17 protein-coding genes and 1 pseudogene are annotated in these 21,615 nt (G+C 63.5%); 10 read left to right on the forward strand and 8 right to left on the reverse strand.

What is annotated here, in order from left to right; all coding sequences use genetic code 11:
• Positions 1-754: 754 nt before the first annotated feature.
• From SLT36_RS05985 to pyc, 5 genes and pseudogenes are all read left to right on the forward strand, one after another.
• Positions 755-1,009: pseudogene (locus tag SLT36_RS05985) on the forward strand (ATP-binding cassette domain-containing protein); the annotation flags it as partial.
• Positions 1,006-1,737 (forward strand): ABC transporter ATP-binding protein, encoded by a 732-nt coding sequence (locus SLT36_RS05990; RefSeq protein ID WP_115730384.1) that lies wholly within the window; start codon positions 1,006-1,008, stop codon positions 1,735-1,737. The pseudogene SLT36_RS05985 and the gene SLT36_RS05990, both read left to right, overlap by 4 nt.
• 11 nt (positions 1,738-1,748) lie before the next feature.
• Entirely contained in the window at positions 1,749-2,096 is a 348-nt protein-coding gene (locus tag SLT36_RS05995; protein ID WP_432286302.1) for a DUF6867 family protein, read from the forward strand.
• Between the two features lie 136 nt (positions 2,097-2,232).
• A complete protein-coding gene (locus SLT36_RS06000) occupies positions 2,233-3,348 on the forward strand; it encodes a branched-chain amino acid ABC transporter substrate-binding protein (RefSeq protein WP_432286303.1) in 1,116 nt (371 codons plus the stop codon).
• A gap of 190 nt (positions 3,349-3,538) precedes the next feature.
• Positions 3,539-6,997, forward strand: coding sequence for a pyruvate carboxylase (gene pyc / locus SLT36_RS06005; protein WP_432286304.1), 3,459 nt, complete (start codon positions 3,539-3,541; stop codon positions 6,995-6,997).
• Between the two features lie 20 nt (positions 6,998-7,017).
• Here pyc and SLT36_RS06010 read toward each other — a convergent pair whose 3' ends face one another.
• Positions 7,018-7,848: an SH3 domain-containing protein gene (locus SLT36_RS06010; RefSeq protein WP_432286305.1), complete on the reverse strand. Its 831-nt coding sequence runs from the start codon at positions 7,846-7,848 to the stop codon at positions 7,018-7,020.
• Between the two features lie 377 nt (positions 7,849-8,225).
• Here SLT36_RS06010 and SLT36_RS06015 point away from each other — a divergent pair, with 377 nt between their 5' ends.
• Positions 8,226-9,416 carry an MFS transporter gene (locus SLT36_RS06015; protein ID WP_432286306.1) on the forward strand — a complete coding sequence of 397 codons (1,191 nt, stop codon included), beginning with the start codon at positions 8,226-8,228 and terminating at the stop codon, positions 9,414-9,416.
• Here SLT36_RS06015 and SLT36_RS06020 read toward each other — a convergent pair.
• On the reverse strand, positions 9,395-10,288 hold the full coding sequence (locus SLT36_RS06020) for a LysR family transcriptional regulator (RefSeq protein WP_432286307.1): 894 nt from the start codon (positions 10,286-10,288) through the stop codon (positions 9,395-9,397). The two genes, SLT36_RS06015 and SLT36_RS06020, sit on opposite strands and share 22 nt — an antisense overlap.
• A gap of 92 nt (positions 10,289-10,380) precedes the next feature.
• Here SLT36_RS06020 and SLT36_RS06025 point away from each other — a divergent pair, with 92 nt between their 5' ends.
• Complete coding sequence (locus SLT36_RS06025) at positions 10,381-11,337, forward strand: NAD-dependent epimerase/dehydratase family protein (RefSeq protein WP_432286308.1); 957 nt, start codon at positions 10,381-10,383, stop codon at positions 11,335-11,337.
• A 61-nt stretch (positions 11,338-11,398) separates the two neighbouring features.
• The gene (locus tag SLT36_RS06030; RefSeq protein WP_432286309.1) at positions 11,399-11,824 is read left to right on the forward strand and encodes a hypothetical protein; all 426 of its coding nucleotides are present in this window, start codon (positions 11,399-11,401) and stop codon (positions 11,822-11,824) included.
• A 19-nt stretch (positions 11,825-11,843) separates the two neighbouring features.
• On the opposite strand, the gene SLT36_RS06035 is transcribed toward SLT36_RS06030, so the two are convergent.
• From SLT36_RS06035 to SLT36_RS06060, 6 genes are all read right to left on the reverse strand, one after another.
• Positions 11,844-12,002 (reverse strand): DUF3309 family protein, encoded by a 159-nt coding sequence (locus tag SLT36_RS06035; RefSeq protein WP_083948446.1) that lies wholly within the window; start codon positions 12,000-12,002, stop codon positions 11,844-11,846.
• A gap of 98 nt (positions 12,003-12,100) precedes the next feature.
• Complete coding sequence (locus SLT36_RS06040) at positions 12,101-15,274, reverse strand: efflux RND transporter permease subunit (RefSeq protein ID WP_432286310.1); 3,174 nt, start codon at positions 15,272-15,274, stop codon at positions 12,101-12,103.
• Between the two features lie 2 nt (positions 15,275-15,276).
• The gene (locus SLT36_RS06045; RefSeq protein WP_432286311.1) at positions 15,277-16,410 is read right to left on the reverse strand and encodes an efflux RND transporter periplasmic adaptor subunit; all 1,134 of its coding nucleotides are present in this window, start codon (positions 16,408-16,410) and stop codon (positions 15,277-15,279) included.
• Positions 16,411-16,652: 242 nt separating this feature from the next.
• Entirely contained in the window at positions 16,653-17,783 is a 1,131-nt protein-coding gene (locus SLT36_RS06050; RefSeq protein ID WP_432286312.1) for a patatin-like phospholipase family protein, read from the reverse strand.
• 45 nt (positions 17,784-17,828) lie between these two features.
• Complete coding sequence (locus SLT36_RS06055) at positions 17,829-18,611, reverse strand: 3-hydroxybutyrate dehydrogenase (protein ID WP_432286313.1); 783 nt, start codon at positions 18,609-18,611, stop codon at positions 17,829-17,831.
• Positions 18,612-18,730: 119 nt separating this feature from the next.
• Positions 18,731-19,324: a hypothetical protein gene (locus SLT36_RS06060; RefSeq protein WP_432286314.1), complete on the reverse strand. Its 594-nt coding sequence runs from the start codon at positions 19,322-19,324 to the stop codon at positions 18,731-18,733.
• 173 nt (positions 19,325-19,497) lie between these two features.
• On the opposite strand from SLT36_RS06060, the gene ispG reads away from it, so the two are divergent.
• Positions 19,498-20,748, forward strand: coding sequence for a flavodoxin-dependent (E)-4-hydroxy-3-methylbut-2-enyl-diphosphate synthase (gene ispG, locus SLT36_RS06065; RefSeq protein WP_432286315.1), 1,251 nt, complete (start codon positions 19,498-19,500; stop codon positions 20,746-20,748).
• Between the two features lie 2 nt (positions 20,749-20,750).
• Positions 20,751-21,605 (forward strand): transglycosylase SLT domain-containing protein, encoded by an 855-nt coding sequence (locus tag SLT36_RS06070; RefSeq protein ID WP_432286316.1) that lies wholly within the window; start codon positions 20,751-20,753, stop codon positions 21,603-21,605.
• The last annotated feature ends 10 nt before the right edge of the window (positions 21,606-21,615 follow it).

Here is a 21,615-nt window from a genome sequence, read left to right on the forward strand (position 1 = left end):
TGGCGAAGTCGTCTCGGTCTCCAAGGGCGCATCGAAAGCCAGTCAGGTTGAAGCGCAGGCTGCAAGGGCAGCCGCCGCGCCTGCAAGCCAGATGGCTCCCGCCGGAAAGGCGCCGAAGGCCAAGCCTGCGGCTGCACCAGCCGCGGGGTTGATGTCTGCGCCGGTCAAGCCTGCGCCCAAGGCGGCAGCCGGCAAGGCATCCGCTGCTGTTCCTGCCAAGCTAGCGGCAAAGGCTGAGACGAAGCCTGCGGCCAGGGCAAGCAGGCCTGCGGTCGTGAAAGAGGCGGTCAAGCCCGCGGCCAAGGCAGCGCCGGCACCTGCAAAGCAAGTCGCCAGGGGGGATGCGCCGAAGGCTGCTGCCAAGACAACGACCAAGGCCCCGGCGAAGGCTGCTCCGGCAGCCAAGCCAGCCGCTGTATCGGCCAAGCCGGTTGCCAAAGCCACGACCGCTGCGAAGCCGACCGGCACGGCGACGCCGCCGGCGAAACCGGCTGCCAAGACAGCAAAGGTCGTAAAGTCTGCAGTCACGGCCACGCCGGCACCAAAGGGCAGCGCCAAGCCTGCCCCGGCTGCCAAGCCAGCGGTCGCCAAAGCCGAAACGAAGACGCCAGCAAAACCGTCATCAACGGCTGCGGCCAAGCCGGCCGCCAAACCTGCGGCGTCAACGCCCAAACCGACTGCCGCCAAGCCGGCGGTGTCCAAACCTGCCGCCGCGAAGCCCTCAGCTCCGAAGACCATCTCCAACGTGCTTGCCGCTCCGCGTGGCGGCGTTGCCGACCGGCTCATCGCGATCAAGGGCATCGGGCCGGTCAACGAAAAGAAGCTCAACGAGCACGGTATCTTCCATTTCGACCAGGTGGCGGCGTGGAAGAAGTCGGACATCGCGGCGGCCGAGGCCTATCTCGCCTTTGACGGCCGCATCGAACGGGAAGACTGGGTGGGGCAGGCCAAGGCGCTGGCGCGTGAAGCGGCCAAGCCGGCGAAAGCCAAGCGCGGAGGTGGCAAGTGACGGCGGCTAAGACCTTGCTCGACATCAAAGGTGTCGAGACCTACTACGGCAACATCCGCGCCCTCAGCGGCGTCGATGTCGCTGTCAATGAAGGCGAGATCGTCGCGCTGATCGGTGCTAACGGCGCTGGCAAGTCGACGCTGATGATGACCATTTTCGGCACACCAAGGGCGCGCCGCGGCACCATCACCTTCGCCGGAACCGACATCACCGACATGCCGACGCACGAGATCGCGAGGTTGCGCATTGCGCAATCGCCCGAGGGCCGGCGCATCTTCCCGCGCATGACGGTGATGGAAAATCTGCAGATGGGCGCAAGCCTCGACAACCTCAAATACTATGATGAGGACGTCGAGAAGGTGTTCACGCTGTTTCCACGTCTCAAGGAGCGCATCGGCCAGCGCGGCGGCACGCTGTCCGGCGGAGAGCAGCAGATGCTGTCCATCGGCCGCGCGCTGATGGCTCGACCCAAGCTGCTGCTGCTCGACGAGCCTTCGCTCGGTCTGGCGCCGCTGATCGTGAAGCAGATCTTCGACGCCATCCGCGAGCTCAACCGCACCCAAGGGCTGACCGTGTTCCTTGTCGAGCAGAACGCCTTCGGTGCGCTCAAGCTCGCCACCCGTGGCTACGTCATGGTCAATGGCTTGGTCACGATGAGCGGCACCGGCAAGGACCTGCTCGCAAATCCCGAGGTCCGCGCAGCCTATCTCGAAGGCGGCCGCCACTAGGAGACACCATCATGCACGGCATTCTCTACGAGGAAGCCTCGATCTGGCAGTTCCTGTTCGTCAGCTGCCTGCTGGGCGGATGGGCTGCCTGGATGACGGGACGCGCCTGCGCCCAGACCTGGCGCAGCTATCCGCAGCTAGTGCTCTACATTCTGGGGCTTGGGCTGGGTGTCCGCTTTATCCACCACGCGCTGTTCGAGGGCACCATGTTCTCGCTGCAATACTATATCGTCGACACCGTCATATTGCTGGTTTTTGCAACGCTTGGTTACAAATACACCCGCACCAATCAGATGGTGAAGCAATATCACTGGCTCTATGAAAAGGCCTCGCCGCTTTCTTGGCGCGCCAAGTCTTGAGGGGGTTCTAACGCGCCGATTCGCCAATGAATCGGCGTGACAACTGCCGGAAAATCGGCAAACTCGCCTTTCTGCGATATGGGTGGGCATCGCATGAAAGAACATCCACGCCCACTCAACTAATGGGAGTGTTTCAATGAAAAAGTCACTTTTGTCGGCTGTTGCACTGACCGCGCTTGTGGCGTTCAGCGGCAGCGCATGGGCCGATATCATTGTTGGCGTCGCTGGCCCGATCACCGGCCCGAACGCAGCCTTCGGAGCGCAGCTCCAGAAGGGCGCCGAGCAGGCGGTGGCCGACATCAACGCCGCGGGCGGCATCAACGGCGAGCAGATCAAGCTGGTTGTCGGCGACGACGTTTCCGATCCGAAGCAGGGCATCTCGGTCGCCAATAAGTTCGTCGCTGACGGCGTCAAGTTCGTGGTCGGCCACTTCAACTCGGGCGTCTCTATCCCGGCTTCGGAAGTCTACGCCGAGAACGGCATCCTCGAAATCACCCCGGCTGCGACTAACCCGCAGTTCACCGAGCGCGGCCTGTGGAACACCTTCCGCACCTGCGGCCGTGACGACCAGCAGGGCGCCATCGCCGGTGCATATCTGGCTGAGAAGTTCAAGGACGCCAAGATCGCGGTGATCCACGACAAGACCCCCTATGGTCAGGGTCTGGCTGACGAAACCAAGAAGGCGATGAACGCTGCCGGCCTGACCGAGGTCATGTACGAAGGCGTCAACATCGGCGACAAGGATTTCTCGGCACTGATCGGCAAGATGAAGGAAGCCGGCGTCACCATCATCTATTGGGGTGGCCTGCACACCGAAGCCGGCCTGATCATCCGCCAGACGGCTGACCAGGGCCTCCAGGCAAAGCTGGTTTCGGGCGATGGCATCGTCTCGAACGAACTCGCCTCGATCGCCGGTGACGCGGTTGCCGGTACCCTCAACACCTTCGGTCCCGATCCGACGCTGAACCCGACCAACAACGCGCTGGTCGAAAAGTTCCGTGCCGCCGGCTTCAACCCCGAAGCCTATACCCTCTACTCCTACGCAGCGATGCAGGTCATTGCCGAAGCTGCCAAGAAGGCCGGTTCGGTCGATCCGCAGGAAGTGGCGAAGGCAATGAAGGCGAACACCTTCCCGACCGTGCTCGGCGACATGGGCTTCGATGAGAAGGGCGACCCGAAGCTGCCCGGCTACATCATGTATGAATGGGTGAAGGGCGACGACGGCAAGTACACCTACAAGCCGCAGAAGTAATTTCAGCCCCATCAGCTGATGAGAAATGCCCGGCGCTTTGCGCCGGGCATTTTTTTGTGCCGTGGAAAAATGCCGGTCTGACCCAACGGAAATTAAATCGATTTAGCAATGTGTGTTTTCGGTTGCACCGCAGCATTTTCCCGCTAATCATGCGCCGCCTCTTAAATATCCGGTTCCCTGGAGCGTATTCGTGCCGATCAGCAAGATCCTCGTCGCCAACCGATCCGAAATCGCCATCCGCGTCTTCCGCGCGGCCAATGAGCTGGGGCTCAAAACCGTGGCGATCTGGGCCGAAGAGGACAAATATTCGCTGCATCGCTTCAAGGCCGACGAAAGCTACCAGGTCGGCCGCGGTCCCCACCTCAGCAAGGACATGGGGCCGATCGAAAGCTACCTGTCGATCGAGGAGATCATCCGCGTCGCCCGGCTGTCGGGTGCCGATGCCATCCATCCCGGCTATGGCCTGTTGTCGGAGAGCCCCGAATTCGCCGACGCCTGTGCTGCCAATGGCATCACCTTCATCGGGCCGAAGCCCGAGACCATGCGCCGGCTTGGCAACAAGGTGGCGGCGCGCAACCTTGCCATTGAAGTCGGCGTGCCGGTGATCCCGGCGACCGACCCTCTGCCCGACGACATGGACGAGGTGAAGAGGCTCGCCGCCGAGGTTGGCTATCCCGTCATGCTCAAGGCCTCATGGGGTGGCGGCGGTCGTGGCATGCGCGCCATCCGCAGCGAAGCTGACCTCATCCGCGAGGTGACGGAAGGCAAGCGCGAGGCCAAGGCAGCGTTCGGCAAGGACGAGGTTTATCTCGAGAAGCTGATCGAACGCGCCCGCCACGTCGAGGTGCAGATCCTTGGCGATACGCATGGCAACGCCGTGCATCTGTTCGAGCGCGACTGCTCGATCCAGCGCCGCAACCAGAAGGTCGTCGAGCGCGCACCAGCACCTTACCTCAGCGAGGAGCTGCGCCAGGAGCTGTGCGGTTATGCCCTCAAGCTCGCCCGCGACACCGCCTATATCGGCGCGGGCACTGTCGAGTTCCTGCAGGATGCCGACACCGGCAAGTTCTACTTCATCGAGGTCAATCCGCGCATTCAGGTCGAACATACCGTCACCGAGCAGGTGACCGGCATCGACATCGTCAAGGCGCAGATCCACATCCTCGACGGCTTCGCCATAGGCACGCCGGAATCGGGCGTGCCTGTCCAGGCAGACATCCGCCTCAACGGCCATGCCTTGCAGTGCCGCATCACGACCGAGGACCCGGAGCAGAATTTTATTCCCGACTATGGCCGCATCACCGCCTATCGCGGCGCCACCGGCTTCGGCATCCGCCTCGACGGCGGCACGGCCTATTCGGGTGCGGTCATCACCCGCTTTTACGATCCGCTGCTGGAAAAGGTGACCGCCTGGGCGCCGAACCCGGTCGAGGCGATCGCGCGTATGCATCGGGCGCTGCGCGAGTTCCGCATCCGCGGCGTGGCGACCAACCTGACCTTCCTCGAAGCGATCATCACGCACCCGTCGTTCCGCGATAACTCCTACACCACCAGGTTCATCGACTCGACGCCCGAGCTGTTCGCGCAGGTCAAGCGCCAGGACCGCGCCACCAAGCTGCTCAATTACCTCGCCGACGTCACCGTCAACGGCCACCCGGAGACGCGTGGCCGCGCCGCGCCCAATCCAGAGGCCGCAGCACCGGTCGTGCCGTGGTTCACCGGCCCGATCCCCGACGGCACCAGGCAGATGCTCGACCAGCTTGGCCCGGAAAAGTTCGCGGCCTGGATGCGGGCGCAGAAGCAGGTACTGATCACCGACACGACGATGCGTGACGGCCACCAGTCGCTTCTGGCGACGCGCGTGCGCACCCATGACATCGCCAAGATTGCCGGTACCTATGCGCGCGCGCTGCCGCAGCTGCTGTCGCTCGAATGCTGGGGCGGTGCCACCTTCGACGTCGCCATGCGCTTCCTGACCGAAGACCCGTGGGAACGGCTATCGAAAGTCCGTCAGGCGGCGCCCAACATCCTGCTGCAGATGCTGCTGCGCGGCGCCAACGGCGTCGGCTATACCAACTATCCCGACAACGTCGTCCAGCATTTCGTTCGCCAGGCCGCATCAGGCGGCGTCGACCTGTTCCGCGTCTTCGACTGCCTCAACTGGGTCGACAACATGCGCGTGTCGATGGATGCGGTCGGTGCCGAGGGCAAGCTCTGCGAAGCGGCGATCTGCTACACCGGTGACATCCTCGACCCGAACAGGGCGAAGTACGACCTGAAGTATTATGTCGGCCTCGCCAAGGAGCTGGAAGCGGCCGGCGCGCACATCATCGCCGTCAAGGACATGGCGGGCCTGCTCAAGCCGGCTGCGGCGCGCGTGCTGTTCAAGGCGCTGCGTGAGGCCACCGACCTGCCGATCCATTTCCACACCCACGACACGTCGGGCCTGTCGGCGGCAACCGTGCTGGCGGCGGTCGAAAGCGGCGTCGATGCCATCGACGCGGCCATGGATGCCTTCTCCGGCAACACCTCGCAGCCGTGCCTGGGCTCGATCGTCGAGGCACTGCGCGGTTCGGATCGCGACCCGGGCCTGGCGCCCGAATGGATCCGCCGCATCTCGTTCTACTGGGAAGCCGTGCGCAACCAGTATGCCGCCTTCGAGAGCGACCTGAAGGGACCCGCTTCGGAGGTCTATCTGCATGAGATGCCGGGTGGCCAGTTCACCAACCTGAAGGAACAGGCCCGCTCGCTCGGCCTCGAGACCCGCTGGCACGAGGTGGCGCAGGCTTATCACGACGTCAACCTGATGTTCGGCGACATCGTCAAGGTGACGCCGTCGTCCAAGGTCGTCGGCGACATGGCACTGATGATGGTCAGCCAAGAGCTGACGGTCGCCGACGTCGAGAACCCGGCCAAGGACATCGCCTTCCCGGACTCGGTGGTGTCGATGCTGCGCGGCGATCTTGGCCAGTCGCCGGGCGGTTGGCCGGCAGCGCTGCAGAAGAAGGTGCTGAAGGGTGAGACGCCGATCACCGCGCGTCCAGGCTCGCTGCTCAAGCCGGCCGATCTCAAGGCCAATCGCAAGGAGATCGAGACCAAGCTCGGGCGCAAGCTGTCCGAGGACGAGTTCGCCTCATGGCTGATGTATCCGAAGGTGTTCACCGACTTCGTCGGGGCGCAGGACAATTACGGCCCGGTCAGCGTGCTGCCGACGCCGGTCTATTTCTACGGCATGGAGCCGGAGGACGAGGTCTTCGTCGACATCGAAAAGGGCAAGACGCTGGTCATCCGCTGCCTCGCCGTCGGCGACGTCGACGAGAAGGGCATGGTGACGGTGTTCTTCGAGCTCAACGGCCAGCCACGCCGCGTCAAGGTGCCGGATCGTGCCCACGGCGCCTCCGCTTCCAAGGCACGGCGCAAGGCCGAGGCCGGCAACGACGCCCATGTCGGTGCGCCGATGCCGGGCGTCGTCTCGACGCTCGCCGTCTCAGCCGGCCAGCCGATCAAGGCCGGCGACGTGCTCTTGTCGATCGAAGCCATGAAGATGGAAACGGCACTGCATGCCGAACGCGACGGCACCATTGCCGAGGTGCTGGTGCGTGCCGGCGACCAGATAGACGCCAAGGACCTTTTGGTCGTCTACGGCTGATCGCGGTCAGGGTCGGGGGCTCAGAACAGCCCCTGACCTGCCTTTGCTTCTTCCGCCACGGTGCGGCGGATCAGGTTCTTGTACATGTAGCCGCGCTGGCCCTTGTAGACGACCGTGCACCAGTTGCAGTCGACCTCGGCCTCGATCTCGGCATTGGCCGGAACGACGACGATCACCTTGGCCTCGTCGGCAGGTCCGTCACGCAAATTGGCGTATTTCACCACCTTTGCCGGGCGCAACTCCGGCAGCGGGCCGGTCGTCGCCTGGGCAACATTACCGGTCTCGCCGTCGATCATGCCGGTCTGCTGCTCGATCATCGCCACTTCGGTTTCCGTTTCCGCCACCTGGACGTCGATCGAACCGCGCAACCCTTCCGTTGGAATGGCCGTGGTCGGCGCTGGATCGGGCGCCTGGTCGGCGGCCGTAGTCAATGGCGTTGTGGCCGTCTCGCCTCGCTCGTCGGGGCCGGCAGCTGCCGTCGCCCGGGGCTTTTCGAAATGGCTGGTTGCGGGTGCCGAGGCCAGGGCTGACAGGAGCGGGGCCTGTGTTGGCGCCGGCACTGCCGGAACCGGAGCGGCTGCTGTCTGACCGGTGGCCGATGCGATCGGCTTGGCTGTCTCGGCGGGGATTTCCGTGCCGGGGATCTTGGTTTCGAGGCGCGGGGGCAGGACGGCTGCGGTTTCTATCGGGTCCGGCTCATCGCTGCCGGTGAGCCCGAATGCGACGATGGCGATCGCCAGCGCCGCAGCTGCGCCAAGCAAGCCGATTTCGAGCTTCGACAGATGCAGCCGGGGCAGACGGGCGGCGAGGCCGCTTGCTATCCCGGCAAGCCGGAAGGCGGGGGTATTCATGGTACAAGACTCCACACTGGTACAGCCCGGCGACATGCCGAAGCCGACCCCCAACCCGATTTGGCATGCAACGTATCGAAACGATTGCGAACGTGGAGTGTGTTGCCCGTCCCGCCGCAGTTTCCAGGCTTCCCTGCTAGCCCAGCTATTCGACGGAATTCGGGCAATCGTTAACCTTTGTTACCGTCCTGGCCCAATGTTTGCCGTGAAAGCTGACTTGACTGGCTTCTAAATCGATTTAAAAATCAGCATTCGCCTTGAAATGCGGTGGCGACACCGGGGCCTGTCGAGCTTGGCGGTCACTTTTTGAATCCGACGATCACGGCAGGTTGAAATCGATTTCAGCTGCCAGGCAGCTATGTTAGGAGTCGCGCTCGATGAGCATCAAAGACGCCACCCCGACACCCGCCAACGCTTCGGCCCGATGGGCTGTCGCAGCAGCATTTTTCATGAACGGCTTCATGACCGGAAGCTGGGCGCCGCAGATTCCGTTGCTGGTCACCCGGCTCGGCATCAGCGAGTTCGTGCTCGGCCTGTTGATCCTTGGTTTCGGCATCGGCGCGCTGACGGCGATGCCGTTCTCCGGTTACCTGATGACCAAGCGCGGCTCACGCCCTGTTGTCATCGGCTTCGCCTGGATTCTGGTCTTTGCACTGCTGCTGGTAGCCTTGGCGCCCAATGTCTGGCTGACTGCGGTGACGATGTACATCTTCGGCGCCACGGCGGGCGCCATGGATGTCGCCATGAACGCCAATGCTGTTACGGTGGAAAAGCGGCTGTCGCGCGCCATCATGTCCTCGTCGCACGGCTTCTGGAGCCTCGGCGGCTTCGTCGGTGGCGGGCTTGGCGGCACCATCATCCAGCAGTTCGGGCATCTGCCGCATGCCTTGTTCGTCACGCTCGTTGCAGCGGCCATGACCGCCTTTGCCCTGCGCTATCTGATCGAGGACAAGCCGGTGGCGCATGAGCACCGGCATTTCCGCATGCCGCGCCTGGCGGCCATTTATTTCGTCGGTGTCATGGCGCTGTTTTCGATGATCCCGGAAGGTGCGGTGCTCGACTGGGCGGCGCTCTACCTCAAGCAGGAACTTGGCGCCGACATCGCTACCGCCGGTTTCGCCTTTGCCGCCTTCTCCGGAATCATGGCACTGATGCGGTTCCTGGGTGATGGTGTCCGCAACCGCTTCGGCGCGGTCAACACCCTGCGCGTCTCGGCACTGGTCGCCGCTGCCGGCATGCTGGCTGCAGGCCTTGCGCCCAATCCCTGGATCGCCATCGCCGCCTTCGCCATGTGCGGGCTGGGCGTCGCCAACATGGTGCCGATCGCCTTCTCCGCCGCCGGAAACCAGCCCGGCGTGGTGCCGAACATCGGCATGAGCGTGGTCACCACGATGGGGTATTCAGGCATACTGGTGGCGCCGTCTGCGATCGGCTTCGTCGCCGGCCATACGGGCTTTGCGCCTGTTTTCGTCACCTTGTCCGGCCTGCTGGTCGTGGTATCCGTCATGGCCGGGCTCGCCCGCCATGCCGACTTCAGGGCCGTGGCTCAAACGGCGCCGGCGGAATAACGCTTCAGCTCTTCATGCAGGAAGTCGACGACGTGACGGATACGTACGCTTGCGCGCACGTCGCGATGCATGGCGAGCCAGACCGGCAGCACAGGCAGCGGCAGGTCAGGCAGGACGACCTCCAGCCCCGACTCGCGGCGGATCAGCGGCAGCTGGCCGATACCCACGCCGTTGCCGGCCCGTACGGCCTCCCAGAGCACGATGTGGTTGTCGGAGCGGAAGCGGAAGGCATGCCGCGTCATCCCGGGGTAGAAGCGTTCGAGGCCGCGGATCATCTCGTCGTTGCGGTCGAACCCGATCAGGTCATGCTGCTGCAGATCCTCCGGATGCCCCAGCCGGCCACGGCGGTCGAGATAGGTTGTAGCAGCGCACATCCGTAGCGCGATGTCGGTGACCTTGCGGGCCACCAGCTCGTTCTGGGCCGGCTGCACCATGCGGATCGCGATGTCGGCGTCGCGGCGTAGAAGATTCTCGACCTGGTTGGACGCGACGACCTCGACCTCGATGCCCGGCTCTTCCATTCCGAGACGCGCCAGCATCACAGGCAGGACATGGGCGGCAACCATCTCGCTCGCCGCGATCCGGACCGTGCCTTCGATCGCTTCCACCGCGCCCAAAGCGAGCCGCGCGAATGATGTTGCCTGTTCGCTGACCGCACGGCCCCGCTCGAACAGCAGGCTACCGGCCTCGGTCAGCACATAACCCTGGCGGCCACGCCGAAACAGCGTGACGTCGAGTACGTGCTCGAGCTCGGCGATATGGCGACCCAGGGTCGGCTGGCTGGAGCCCAGTTTGCGCGCCGCGGCCGACAGGCTGCCGGTTTCGGCAACCGCGACGAAGCTTTGGATGAGGTTCCAGTCGAGCTCAGGCATCTATACAGGAATGAATATCAATTTGCCATTTCCAGTCAATTTATTTCCCGAAATGAATGAACGACATTGCGGTCACAACAGGAGTGACCGACATGACCAAGATCGCAATATTGGGTGCCCGCGGCCGGCTTGGCCGCGCCGTCGCCAAGGCCTTTCTCGACGCGGGATACGAGGTGAGGGCCATCACCCGCGACGGCACGCTGCCGGCTGAGCTTGTTGGCGCCGAAGCGTTCGCCGCCGACGCGCTCGACCGGCAGTCGCTTGTCGCTGCCACACGTGGCATGGACATCGTCTTCAACGGCCTGAGTCCCGTCTACACCGACTGGAGCTCGGTGCTGCCGATGGCCGAAAACGTCATGGCTGCCTGCCACGCCAATGGCGCGCTGCACATGGTTGCCGGTACCGTCTACAACTTCGGCTCGCCGATCCCTGCCGTCATATCAGAGGACACGCCGCAGCGACCGACGACCGACAAGGGCCGCATCCGCGCAGAGCAAGAAGAGCTGTACCGGCACGAGGCCGATGCCGGCCGGGTTCGTACTGTGTTGCTCAGGGCCGGCGACTTCTTCGGCGGCAAGGGCACGGGCTCCTGGTTCGACCTGATCATCGCCTCCAAGCTGGCCAAGGGCGTCTACACCGCGCCTGGCCCCGTGGATCTCGTTCATGCCTGGGCCTATCTGCCCGATCTCGCCAGGACGTTTGTGGTGCTGGCCGACAGGCGAGAGTATCTCGGCGCCTATGAAAGCTTCAATCTCCCAGGCCACTCCCTGACCGACCTGGAGATCAAGGCGGCAATGGGGCGTGTGACAGGCCGCAAGCTCAAGCTCGCCAGCATGCCATGGTGGGTGCTGCGCGCCGGCAGCCCGTTCGTGCCGATGTGGAAGGCGATCGTATCGATGTCCTATCTGCGCTTCGAACCGCATCGCCTCGTCTCGATGCGGCTGGGAGCCGCCATCGGCGAGATCCCGCACACGCCGCTGGATGAGGCGGTGAAGGGCGCGCTCGACGATCTTGACTTGCTCCCTTCCAGACTCAAGTCGGCCGCCTGAAGCCTTTTCAGCTTCCAGCCAGTGACTGTGCATGAGATAGTTGCCGTGTGGAGGGCGTTGAATGAGCGCGTTGACCTGTATCGCCTTGTTGCTCGCAGCGCAGCTTGGAGCGGCGCCGGCCGTGGCCGACGCGCTCTCCGACAGCCGGGACCTACACGACACGATCTCCGCCCGGTCGGCCGTGCTTGAAAGTCTGATCGAGAAGGTGGACGACGCCGCCCAGACCGCCGCCGACATCGAGAGGCTCGTCTATGTGCCAAGCTCGAAGCGGGAGAAGGCCTGGGCTTTGAAGGCCATGGATGTGGGCGGGGCCGACAACCCCTACAGAAAGTACGGCGTCTGCCTTGAGGCGTCGTCCGACTTCAATGCTTATGTCACCGATGTCCAGCATGCGTTGCGGACCGGGGCGGTCGTCCCCGAAATCCCGGCCCGGCACGATTACCGCAAGGGACTGGCGACCTGCGCAGGCTTGCTCCAGTCGCCTTAGCCGGCTGGTCCGCCGACGGTCAGATCCGCCCCATCAGCATCAACACCAAGAGCACCACGAGCAGGATGCCGACGATGCCCGATGGGCCATATCCCCATCCGCGCGAGTGCGGCCAGGCCGGCACCGCGCCGAGCAGGATCAGGATCAGGATGATGATGAGCAGCGTTGAAATCGTCATTGTTCATGCCTCGGATTCTTGGGGTTCATCGAGGCAGCAACGCAAAAGGCCGCCCGGTTGTTCCTGGGCGGCCTTTCATGGGGTCTTGTTTGGTCTGTCTATTCCGCTGCCTTGGGGAAGGCGACAGCAGGTTCGTCGGGGCCAGGCGCCGGGGTGGCGCTAGCCTCGACCTTGTCCTTCCGGTGGAGAAGCTTGCTGAACCAGCCACGCTGGCCGGGCTTGCGCTTCTCGCGGGTGAACACCATCAGCATCGCCGGCGTCACCACCAGTGTCAGCACGGTGGCGAACGACAGGCCGAAGACGATCGCCGAGGAGAGCGCGATCCACCACTGCGTCGACGGGGCGTTGATCGTCGTCTCGTGGTGGAATATCTCCAGGCCGAGACCGAAGGCGATCGGCATGACGCCAAGGATGGCCGACAGTGCGGTCAGTACCACGGGCCGCGCGCGTTCGCGGCAGGTCTGCAGCACCGCGTCGAGCTTGTTCCAACCTTCATCGCGCAGCCGATCATAGGTGTCGATCAGCACGATGTTGTTGTTCACCACCACGCCGGCCAGTGCGATGAAGCCGATGCCCGACATGACGATGACGAAGGTCTGACCGGTCAGCAACATGCCGAGCAGCGCACCGATCACCGCCATGACGACGCAGGACAACACCAAGAGCACGCTGGTGAACTTGTTGAACTGCGCCAGAAGCACGATGAAGATCAGGAATATCGCGGCGCCGAACGCATTGCTGAGGAAGGCAGCTGCCTCCGCGCTGTCTTCGTTCGACCCGGCGAGCTTCCAGTCGACGCCCGGCTTGGCAATCTCACCAACGGCCTTGGCGACCGCAGCCTGTACTTCGGCGACCTGGAAGCCGCCTGCCACATTGGCCTGGATGGTGATGGTGCGCTTGCTGTCGATACGTTTCAGCACGCCAGCGGTCGGCTCCGGCTTGCGTGAGACGAAGTTGGAGATAGGCACAGACCCTTGTGCCGTTTCGATGCGCAGCTCGTCGAGCGCCGACAGTGTGCGTCGGTCCTCCGGCAGACGCAGCCTGATGTCGACGGCGTCGTCCGTGCCCGCGGGCCGGTAGTCGGTCAGTTTCAGGCCCGTGGTCACGAGCTGAACCACCGTTCCGACAGAGGTCGGGCTGATGCCGAACTGCGCGGCCTTGGAGCGATCGACTTCGAGCGCCCAGTCGACCCCGGGGGGCGGCAGGCCATCGGAAAGGTCGATGACGCCGGGAACCTTGGCCACGGTCGCGGCCACCAGCTTGGCATAGTCGTTGAGCCCCGTCGGGTCGGTCGCCGAGAGCTGGACCTGAATGGCCTTGCCGGTTGGCGGGCCGGCGTCCGGAACGCGCACCTCGACATCGACGCCCGGAATGCCGGCCATCGCGACACGCAGGTCTTCGAGGATCTTGTGCGCGGATTCGCGCTCGCGCCAGTCGATGAACTCATAGTTGATGACACCGACGACGTCTTCCGGAACATCCTCGCCGCCGCGTGTCTTGCCGACCTTGGTCAGTACCGACTTGATGCCGGGCCAGCCGATGATGCGCTGTTCGGCGATACGTGTTGCGGCATCCATTTCCTCAAGCGAGAGGTTGCCGCGGGCGTGGACGTAAAGCAGGCCGTAGTCTGGCTCGACCGACGGGAAGAACTCCACGCCATTGCCGAACTTGACGTAGGAATAGAGGCCGCCGCCCAGCAGCATCAGCGTCAGGACGATGGCGGTGATCGGGAAGGCCACGGCCTTCTTGACGATCGCCATGTAGAGGCCGTCGCGGTTTTCTTCCTCGCCATGAAGCGGCGCCTTGCCGATGATGGCGCCTATCGCCGGGGCAAAAATCAACGCATAGGCCATCGAGGCGGCGAGCGTGACGATCAGCGTGATCGGCAGATACTTCATGAAGTCGCCGACGATGCCTGGCCAGAACAGCAGCGGCGAAAACGCCGCGATACGGGTCAGGGTCGCCGCGATGACCGGTCCGGCCATGCGTTTGGCGGCTTCCTCGAACGCCTGCGCCTTTGGCATGCCTTCCGACATGCGGCGCTCGGCATATTCGGTGACGATGATCGCATCGTCGACAAGCATGCCAACCGCCAGAATGAGCGAGAACAGCACGATCATGTTGATCGTGTAGCCCATCAAGGCAAGCAGCAGGATGCCGATCAGGAACGAAGATGGGATCGCCAGTCCGATCAGCATCGAGGCCCGCCCCGAAAGCGCATAGAGAATGACGATGAAGACCAGGATGACGGCAATCATCACGTGGTTCTGCAGGTCGTTCAGCAGCTGGTTGACGAAAACCGACTTGTCCTGGGTGTAGGTCACCTGCAGGTCGGGCAGCGCCTGCTTGCTCTTTGCCACGAACTCTTCGGCAATCTTCTTCGAGCCTTCGATGGTCTCGACGACATTGGCGCCGATGCGCTTCTTGACCGCCAGCGTGATCGCCGGCCTGCCGTCGATGCGGGCGATCGTCTCGGCGTCCTTGAAGGTCGAACGCACGGTGGCGACGTCGCGAACCCGGACGACGGCGTTCGGGCCGGCCACGACAGGCAGGTTCGCGACGTCCTCCGGTGTTTCGATCAGCGACGGCACCTTTACCGCGTATTTGCCTTCCGCTCCCTCGATGGTACCGGCGGCGACGAGACTGTTCGATGCGCCGACGCCCTGGATGAGCTGGTCGAGCTGCAGGCCATAGGAAGACAGCTTTACCGGATCGACGATCGCCTCGACGAGCTCGTCGCGAGACCCCTGGATCTCGGCCTCGAGCACGCCGGGCACCTCTTCGATGCGGTCGCGCAGGTCCTTGGCGGCGGCGGTCAGAGCGCGTTCCGGAATGTCGCCGGACAGCGTGATGAACACGACCGGGAATTCGGACAGATTCACCTCGTTGACTGTCGGTTCTTCGACGCCCGCGGGGAGGTCGCGCTTGGCGTCCTGCACCTTGTTGCGCGTGTCGATCAACGCGTCGCCCAAATCGACCGACGGATCGAATTCGACAATGACGTTGGCGCCACCCTGATAGGCGTTCGACTTCATCTCCTTGAGCCCCTTCAGGCTCTTGAGCTGAGATTCGACGGGGCGCAGCAACAGTCGTTCGGCGTCTTCAGGCGAAATGCCGTTGTACACCAGGCTGACATACATGATCGGAATGGCGACGTCCGGCTCGGCTTCCTTGGGCACGGCGCGGTAGGCAAGCGCCCCCGCGATGACCAGGAAGAGCAAGACCGAAAGGGTCAGTCGCGCATTGCGGATCGCAAGGCTGACGATATCCATTTTTACTGCGTCCCGGCTGCGCTTTCAGCGAGTTTCTTGAGGGCCGCCTCGTCGGCGACCTGGGCCTGCACTTCGTCGCCTTCCTTGACCAGATCCTGGCCGGCGATGATGACCTTCGCATCAGCTGGGATGCCACCGAGGACGAGACCCTTCTGGGTGTCGTCGACCAGGTCGATCGGGAAGAAGACCACCTTCGACGCCGCGTCGATGGCGCGGATGCCGAGGTCGCCGTTCTGGCCGAGCGTCACCACCGAACGGGGCAACACCACCGCGTCGGTCGGGTTGGCGCGCACGGTGATTTCAGCAGTCATGCCGGCCGGGATGGCATTGTCCTTGTTGGGGACCGCGATCTCGATCGGGAAGGTGCGGGTCTTGGCCGTGGCGTCGCGGCTGATATAGCGAACCTTGCCCTTGACCACTTCGCCGTTGATCAGGCTGACATCGGCCTCATCGCCGATCTTGACGTAGCGCAGGTCGCGCTCGCTGATCTCGCCCTTGGCGAGGATCGGATCGAGACTCAGGATGGTGGCAACCTCGCCGCCTTGCGCGACCGAGGAGCCGAGCTCCACAGAAACACGATCGACGACGCCGTTGAACGGAGCCTTGACCTGGTTGCGCGACAGCTCGGCTTCGGATGCCTGGAGCTGCGACTGTGCGGTTTGGTAGTTGGACCATGCAATGTCGCCGGTCAGCTTGGCTGCAGAGCCTGCCTTGGTAAGCTTCTGCGCTGCTTCCCATTCGGCTTTGCGCTGCGACAGCACCGCCTTGGCCGTTTCGACGGCTGCGGCCTTCTCTTCGGCGTCGAGCATCAGGATCAGGTCACCCTGCTTGATGTGGTCGCCCTGCTTGACCGGCAGTTCGGCAATGATGCCGGCCGCACGAGTGGCAAGCGTTGCGCGCTTTTCTGCTTCGGTCTGGCCGGAAATGCGGATGGCGCGGGCGTGTTCGACGCGTGGCGGCGCGACAACCATGACAGTGCGCAGCGGTGCCTTTGGTTGTTCTGCGGCCTGGGCAGGTTTTTCGTCGGGTTTGGTCTGAGCGCTGCCCACCGAAGAGAATTCGCCAGTGCCCATCCACGCGGCGAATGCCACGAGCACGACCAAGGCTGCAAGCTTATGGAACCTAATCTTCGACATTGTCGTTATCCGTTAAGGACGGTTGCGGCTACCGCCATCTTGCCTGGCGCGTCGCCCCGATATGGTGGCGCGCAATACCGCATTCAATCCGCCGCGGGGGCAAAGCGGCGGAAGGGCGTCTTCTACATCAAATGAAGATTACAAAATAGTGATAAAAAAGAATGGAAACATCATCCTGACAAAACTGGCAGGAGCTGTCAGCACGCCGTGGTTGCTTGTCCCCAATGACGGATTTTCGCGGGTTAGTTGTGCTGGCGAACGGCAGCTGGCTTGGTTCTGGTGGCCAGAAACTCGCGGACGCGGCGCCCGACCGAGGGGCCATGCAGCGGCTTGAAGCCGTCGTCGAGTTGCCCGGATAGGTCGAGCGTGGCCTTCGTGCCCACCGAATCAAAGTTGTCCTCGAGCCAGTCGCTGGCCGCCGTGCGGCCAAGGTCGCGCAAGTATTCGAGGAACGCCCACTCGGCATTTACCTTCGACGACGCTGAAAGATCCTTGAACGCCTCGTCGGCGTCGATGCGGTGCATGCGGATGTCGCGGAACTCACCATGGGGCAGGCGGCCTGCGGCGATCAGCTCCTTGATGAAGGCGATGGCGCGGAATTCGCGCAGCAGTCCGGCATTGAAGGTGATCTCGTCGATGCGGTTCTGGATTTCGTTGGCCGTCTTCGGCGTCTGTTCGCGGATGACGGGGTTGATCTGGACGAGCAGGACGTCGTCCGTTTCATTGGCCTTGAAGAACGGATAGATCGCTGGATTGCCGCCATAGCCGCCGTCCCAATAGGGCACGCCATTGATATCGACGGCCTGGAAGATCTGCGGCAGACAGGCCGAGGCCATCACCGTGTCGAGGTCGATCTCGCCGTCGCTGAACACACGCAACTGTCCGGTCTCGACATTGGTCGCCGAGATGAACAGGTCGATATCCTTGCAGGCGCGGACATTGGCGAAGTCGATCTCCTCGGCGACGACGTCTCGCAGCGGGTTGAGGTTCAGGGGATTGGCGACATAGGGCGACAGCACCCGCGACATGGTGTCGAACCAGATGTAGCCGGGGGTGTTCTCGATCGACCAATTGCCCCACAGCACGTCCCATGGCGAACGCTGCACCGGGCTGAAGCGTCCCTTTCGTGCGACTGCCTGCCAGAAACCAGCGAGCTTGGCGCGTGCACCCTCGGCACCGCCGCGGACCCAGCCGTCGGCCAACGCCACCGCGTTCATCGCGCCGGCGCTGGTGCCGGAGATGGCCCTGATGTCGAGCCGGCCGTCCTCCAGCAGGCGATCGAGCACGCCCCAGGAGAAGGCTCCGTGCGAACCTCCACCCTGGAGCGCCACGTTGATCGGCTTGTTCTCCTCCGCCGTGCCGTTTCCAGTCATGGCGTCATTGTCCTTTGTGTCGGGGTTCGTCCGCCTGGCGGAGCGTTACTGAGCCGTCCAGCCGCCATCGACCGAGATGTGGGTGCCGTTGATCTGGCTTGCCGCCGGGGAGGCGAGGAAGACGGCAGTCGCTGCGATCTGCTCGACGGTGACGAATTCCTTGGTCGGCTGGCGGTCGAGCATGACCTCGCGGATCACCGTCTCGCGGTCCATGTTGTGCGCCTTCATCTGGTCGGGAATCTGCGCCTCGACCAGCGGGGTCAGCACATAGCCGGGGCAGATGGCGTTGCAGGTGATCTTGTCCTGCGCCAGTTCCAGCGCCACCGTCTTGGTCAGGCCCATAATGCCATGCTTGGCCGAGACATAGGCAGACTTGTAGGCCGAGGCTACCAGGCCATGTGCCGAGGCGATGTTGATGATGCGACCGCCGCCGGCCTTCTTCATCAGCGGGATCGCGGCCGCGGTGGTGTGGAACGCCGACGTCAGGTTGATGGCGATGATGGCGTCCCACTTCTCTGTGGGGAAGTCCTCGACCGGGGCGACATGCTGGATGCCGGCATTGTTGACCAGAACGTCGACGGTACCGAATTCCTCGGCGGCCTTGGCGACCAGCGCCCGGCATTCGGCCGCCTTGGACATGTCGGCCTTGATGTAGACGACCTCGGCCTTGTGTTCCTTCGACAGCCGTTCGGCGATGGCATGGTCGGCCGGCGTATCGGAAAAGGAGTTGATGACGACGTTCATGCCGTCGCGGGCGCAAGCCTCGGCGATGGCGAGGCCGATGCCGGAGGTCGAGCCGGTGACGATGGCGGTCCTGGTCGCGGTCATGCAGGAAAATCCTTCGGGAATTTTTATGGTGCAATGCAACATATACGTGCTGTGCGGCGCAAAAGAAGCACCGCTGTCGCACAGTTTCGTGAAATTGTGGGGTGAGGACCGAGTTTTTCCTACCAGTCGTCGTAGGCCGGGCACTCGGATGAGGCCTGCTTCGACAGCAGGAAGCGCTTGTCGTCGGCGCCGGACTTCAACTCGACCCCGCCTTCTTCGTCCTCGCCGCAATCCGATGTCATGCGCAGTCGGCCGAGCGCCTCGAGATCGACCATTATCTTGCCGCCGCCGCTGCGTTTGACCGTCACGCCGCCGCCGTCGCAATCGACGCCGCAGAAGATCGACTTGCCGTCGTCGCTGGGTCTGCATTCGCCCATCGCGCTGAGCGGCTTCGCCTGCTTGTGGTCGCGCAGCCTGGCCAGGACCTCGAAATAATAGTTGCGCTGGCCCTTGGGGTAAAATGCGTCCGGCTCGTGAACATAGTAGGCGAGGCGGAACTGTATTTCCGTCACCTGCTGCTTCGGATGCGCCTTGAGATGCGCTTCGTCGTAGACCCGGCCGAAACAGGCGAGGGCGCCAGCTTCAGGGGGAATGAAATTGGCGAGTTCACCCTCCTTGCCGGGTTCGATTGCCTGGGCGCGGGCTTGGGCGCACGCTAGAAGCGCCGATATAGCGACAAGCGGCAAGACGGGACTGCGGAGCGATGCTGCCATGAAATCCCCCATGGATGTGGGTCCACACTACAGCATTGGATACCGTTGTTCATCTCGCCGCTTGCAGCCAGGTTAACGCCGCCCTTGGCGGGCGCGACCACCTGCGATATTGACATCGCGCACAGCGCGCGCCACCTCAGGCGCGGATACCTCGAGCTTCAAGAAGGCCGTCGATGACCGGCTATTTTTCGTCCCCATTTCCCCGCCGCAAGTCGGTCGGCGTCAGCGTCGGCGGCGTGATCGTTGGTGGCGAAGCACCCGTCGTCGTGCAGTCGATGACCAACACCGACACGGCCGACATCGACAAGACCGTCGCACAGGTCGCGGCGCTCCATCGCGCCGGGTCCGAAATCGTGCGCATCACCGTCGACCGCGACGAAAGTGCCGCCGCCGTTCCGCATATCCGCGACCGTCTCGCCCGCCTTGGCATCAACGTGCCTTTGGTCGGCGATTTCCATTACATCGGCCACAAGCTGCTTGCCGACAATCCCGCTTGTGCTGAGGCGCTGGCCAAGTACCGCATCAATCCGGGCAATGTCGGGTTCAAGGAGAAGAAGGACAAGCAGTTTGCCGACATCGTCGAGATGGCGATCCGCCACGACAAGCCTGTGCGCATCGGCGTCAACTGGGGCTCGCTCGACCAGGATTTGCTGACCCGGCTGATGGACGAGAACCAGGCGAACGGCTCGCCGCTCACCGCCAGCCAGGTCATGCACGAGGCGATCGTGCAGTCGGCGCTGATCTCGGCGGATCTCGCCGAAGAAATCGGCCTGCCGCGCGAAAACATTATCCTTTCGGCCAAGGTCAGCGGCGTCCAGGACCTGATCGCCGTCTACACAATGCTCGCCGCTCGCTCCAACCACGCGCTGCATCTCGGCCTGACCGAAGCAGGCATGGGCTCGAAAGGCATCGTCGCCTCGTCGGCGGCGATGGGCATCCTGTTGCAGCAGGGCATCGGCGACACCATCCGCATCTCGCTGACGCCTGAGCCCAATGGCGACCGCACCAGGGAAGTCCAGGTGTCGCAGGAGCTGCTGCAGACGATGGGCTTCCGCCAGTTCGTGCCGATCGTTGCCGCATGCCCGGGTTGCGGCCGCACCACCTCGACCGTGTTTCAGGAGCTGGCCCAGAACATCCAGGACGATCTGCGCAAGAACATGCCGGTCTGGCGCGAGAAGTATCCCGGCGTCGAAATGCTGAAGGTTGCGGTGATGGGCTGCATCGTCAATGGCCCGGGCGAATCCAAGCATGCCGACATCGGCATCTCGTTGCCCGGCACCGGCGAGACGCCGACGGCGCCTGTGTTCATCGACGGCAAGAAGGCCGCGACGCTGCGCGGTCCAGCGATCGCCGCGGATTTCGAAAAGATGGTCGCCGATTATATCGAGCAGCGTTTCGGCCGCGGCCAGGCGGCAGCCGAATAGGGATGCGCAACCTGTCGAGGGCAGCTCTGGCTTTCCTCGTCTCGCTTGCCATGTGCCTGCCTGCATGGGCCGATCCGCCACGGTCGCCGAAGAAGACCCATGCCGCGCGCGTCTGCGAACTCATCGACACCCATGCCCGACGCCACGGCCTGCCCAGCGAGTTCTTCGCAAGACTGATCTGGAAGGAGAGCCGTTTCGATCCGAATGCGGTGAGCCCGGCAGGTGCGGAAGGCATTGCCCAGTTCATGCCCGGTACCGCAGCGATGCGCGGCCTCGCCAATCCGTTCGACATGGAGCAGGCGATCCCGGCGTCGGCGCGCTATCTCGGCGAACTCAAATCCGGCTTCGGCAATCTTGGCCTGGCCGCCGCTGCCTACAATGCCGGCGAGAACCGTGTCGCGCGCTGGCTGTCGTCAGGCGGCTTCCTGCCGCTCGAAACCGAGGACTATGTGCTCGACATCATGGGCGAGCCGGCCGACAATTTTGCCGACAAGGCCCATGTCGGGACGAACCGGCCGCTCGATCCGAATATGTCTTTTGCCGCCGCCTGCCAGAAGCTGAAGGTGATCATGTCCCAGACAGTCGCCATGGCCAGCGTGCATGTGAAACCCTGGGGCATCCAGGTCGCCGGCAATTTCCGCCGCGCGGCGGCGATCAGGCAGTGGCAGCGGCTCGAGGGACGATTTCCGAAGCTGCTGTCGTCGCATGATCCTGTCGTAAGTCGGGTGCGTACGCCAATCGGCCGACGTGGCATCTATGCCGTGCGCATCGGCGCCGACGACCGCAGCGAAGCAGGCCAGATCTGCCAGAGCCTGCGCAGCATCGGCGGCTCCTGCATCGTGGTCAGGAACCGCTGATGGCCGGTCT

Source organism: Aminobacter sp. BA135, from assembly GCF_050859125.1.
GTDB lineage: Bacteria > Pseudomonadota > Alphaproteobacteria > Rhizobiales > Rhizobiaceae > Aminobacter > Aminobacter ciceronei.

Bases quoted from the DNA above. Each gene is read 5' to 3' on its own strand.
- SLT36_RS06070 (WP_432286316.1), top strand. From the start codon at position 20,751: ATGCGCAACCTGTCGAGGGCAGCTCTGGCTTTCCTCGTCTCGCTTGCC.
- SLT36_RS06045 (WP_432286311.1), bottom strand. From the start codon at position 16,410: ATGTCGAAGATTAGGTTCCATAAGCTTGCAGCCTTGGTCGTGCTCGTG.
- SLT36_RS06000 (WP_432286303.1), top strand. From the start codon at position 2,233: ATGAAAAAGTCACTTTTGTCGGCTGTTGCACTGACCGCGCTTGTGGCG.
- SLT36_RS06060 (WP_432286314.1), bottom strand. From the start codon at position 19,324: ATGGCAGCATCGCTCCGCAGTCCCGTCTTGCCGCTTGTCGCTATATCG.
- SLT36_RS06015 (WP_432286306.1), top strand. From the start codon at position 8,226: ATGAGCATCAAAGACGCCACCCCGACACCCGCCAACGCTTCGGCCCGA.
- SLT36_RS06020 (WP_432286307.1), bottom strand. From the start codon at position 10,288: ATGCCTGAGCTCGACTGGAACCTCATCCAAAGCTTCGTCGCGGTTGCC.
- SLT36_RS06040 (WP_432286310.1), bottom strand. From the start codon at position 15,274: ATGGATATCGTCAGCCTTGCGATCCGCAATGCGCGACTGACCCTTTCG.
- SLT36_RS06035 (WP_083948446.1), bottom strand. From the start codon at position 12,002: ATGACGATTTCAACGCTGCTCATCATCATCCTGATCCTGATCCTGCTC.
- SLT36_RS06010 (WP_432286305.1), bottom strand. From the start codon at position 7,848: ATGAATACCCCCGCCTTCCGGCTTGCCGGGATAGCAAGCGGCCTCGCC.
- SLT36_RS05995 (WP_432286302.1), top strand. From the start codon at position 1,749: ATGCACGGCATTCTCTACGAGGAAGCCTCGATCTGGCAGTTCCTGTTC.
- SLT36_RS06050 (WP_432286312.1), bottom strand. From the start codon at position 17,783: ATGACTGGAAACGGCACGGCGGAGGAGAACAAGCCGATCAACGTGGCG.
- ispG (WP_432286315.1), top strand. From the start codon at position 19,498: ATGACCGGCTATTTTTCGTCCCCATTTCCCCGCCGCAAGTCGGTCGGC.
- SLT36_RS06055 (WP_432286313.1), bottom strand. From the start codon at position 18,611: ATGACCGCGACCAGGACCGCCATCGTCACCGGCTCGACCTCCGGCATC.
- SLT36_RS06030 (WP_432286309.1), top strand. From the start codon at position 11,399: ATGAGCGCGTTGACCTGTATCGCCTTGTTGCTCGCAGCGCAGCTTGGA.
- SLT36_RS06025 (WP_432286308.1), top strand. From the start codon at position 10,381: ATGACCAAGATCGCAATATTGGGTGCCCGCGGCCGGCTTGGCCGCGCC.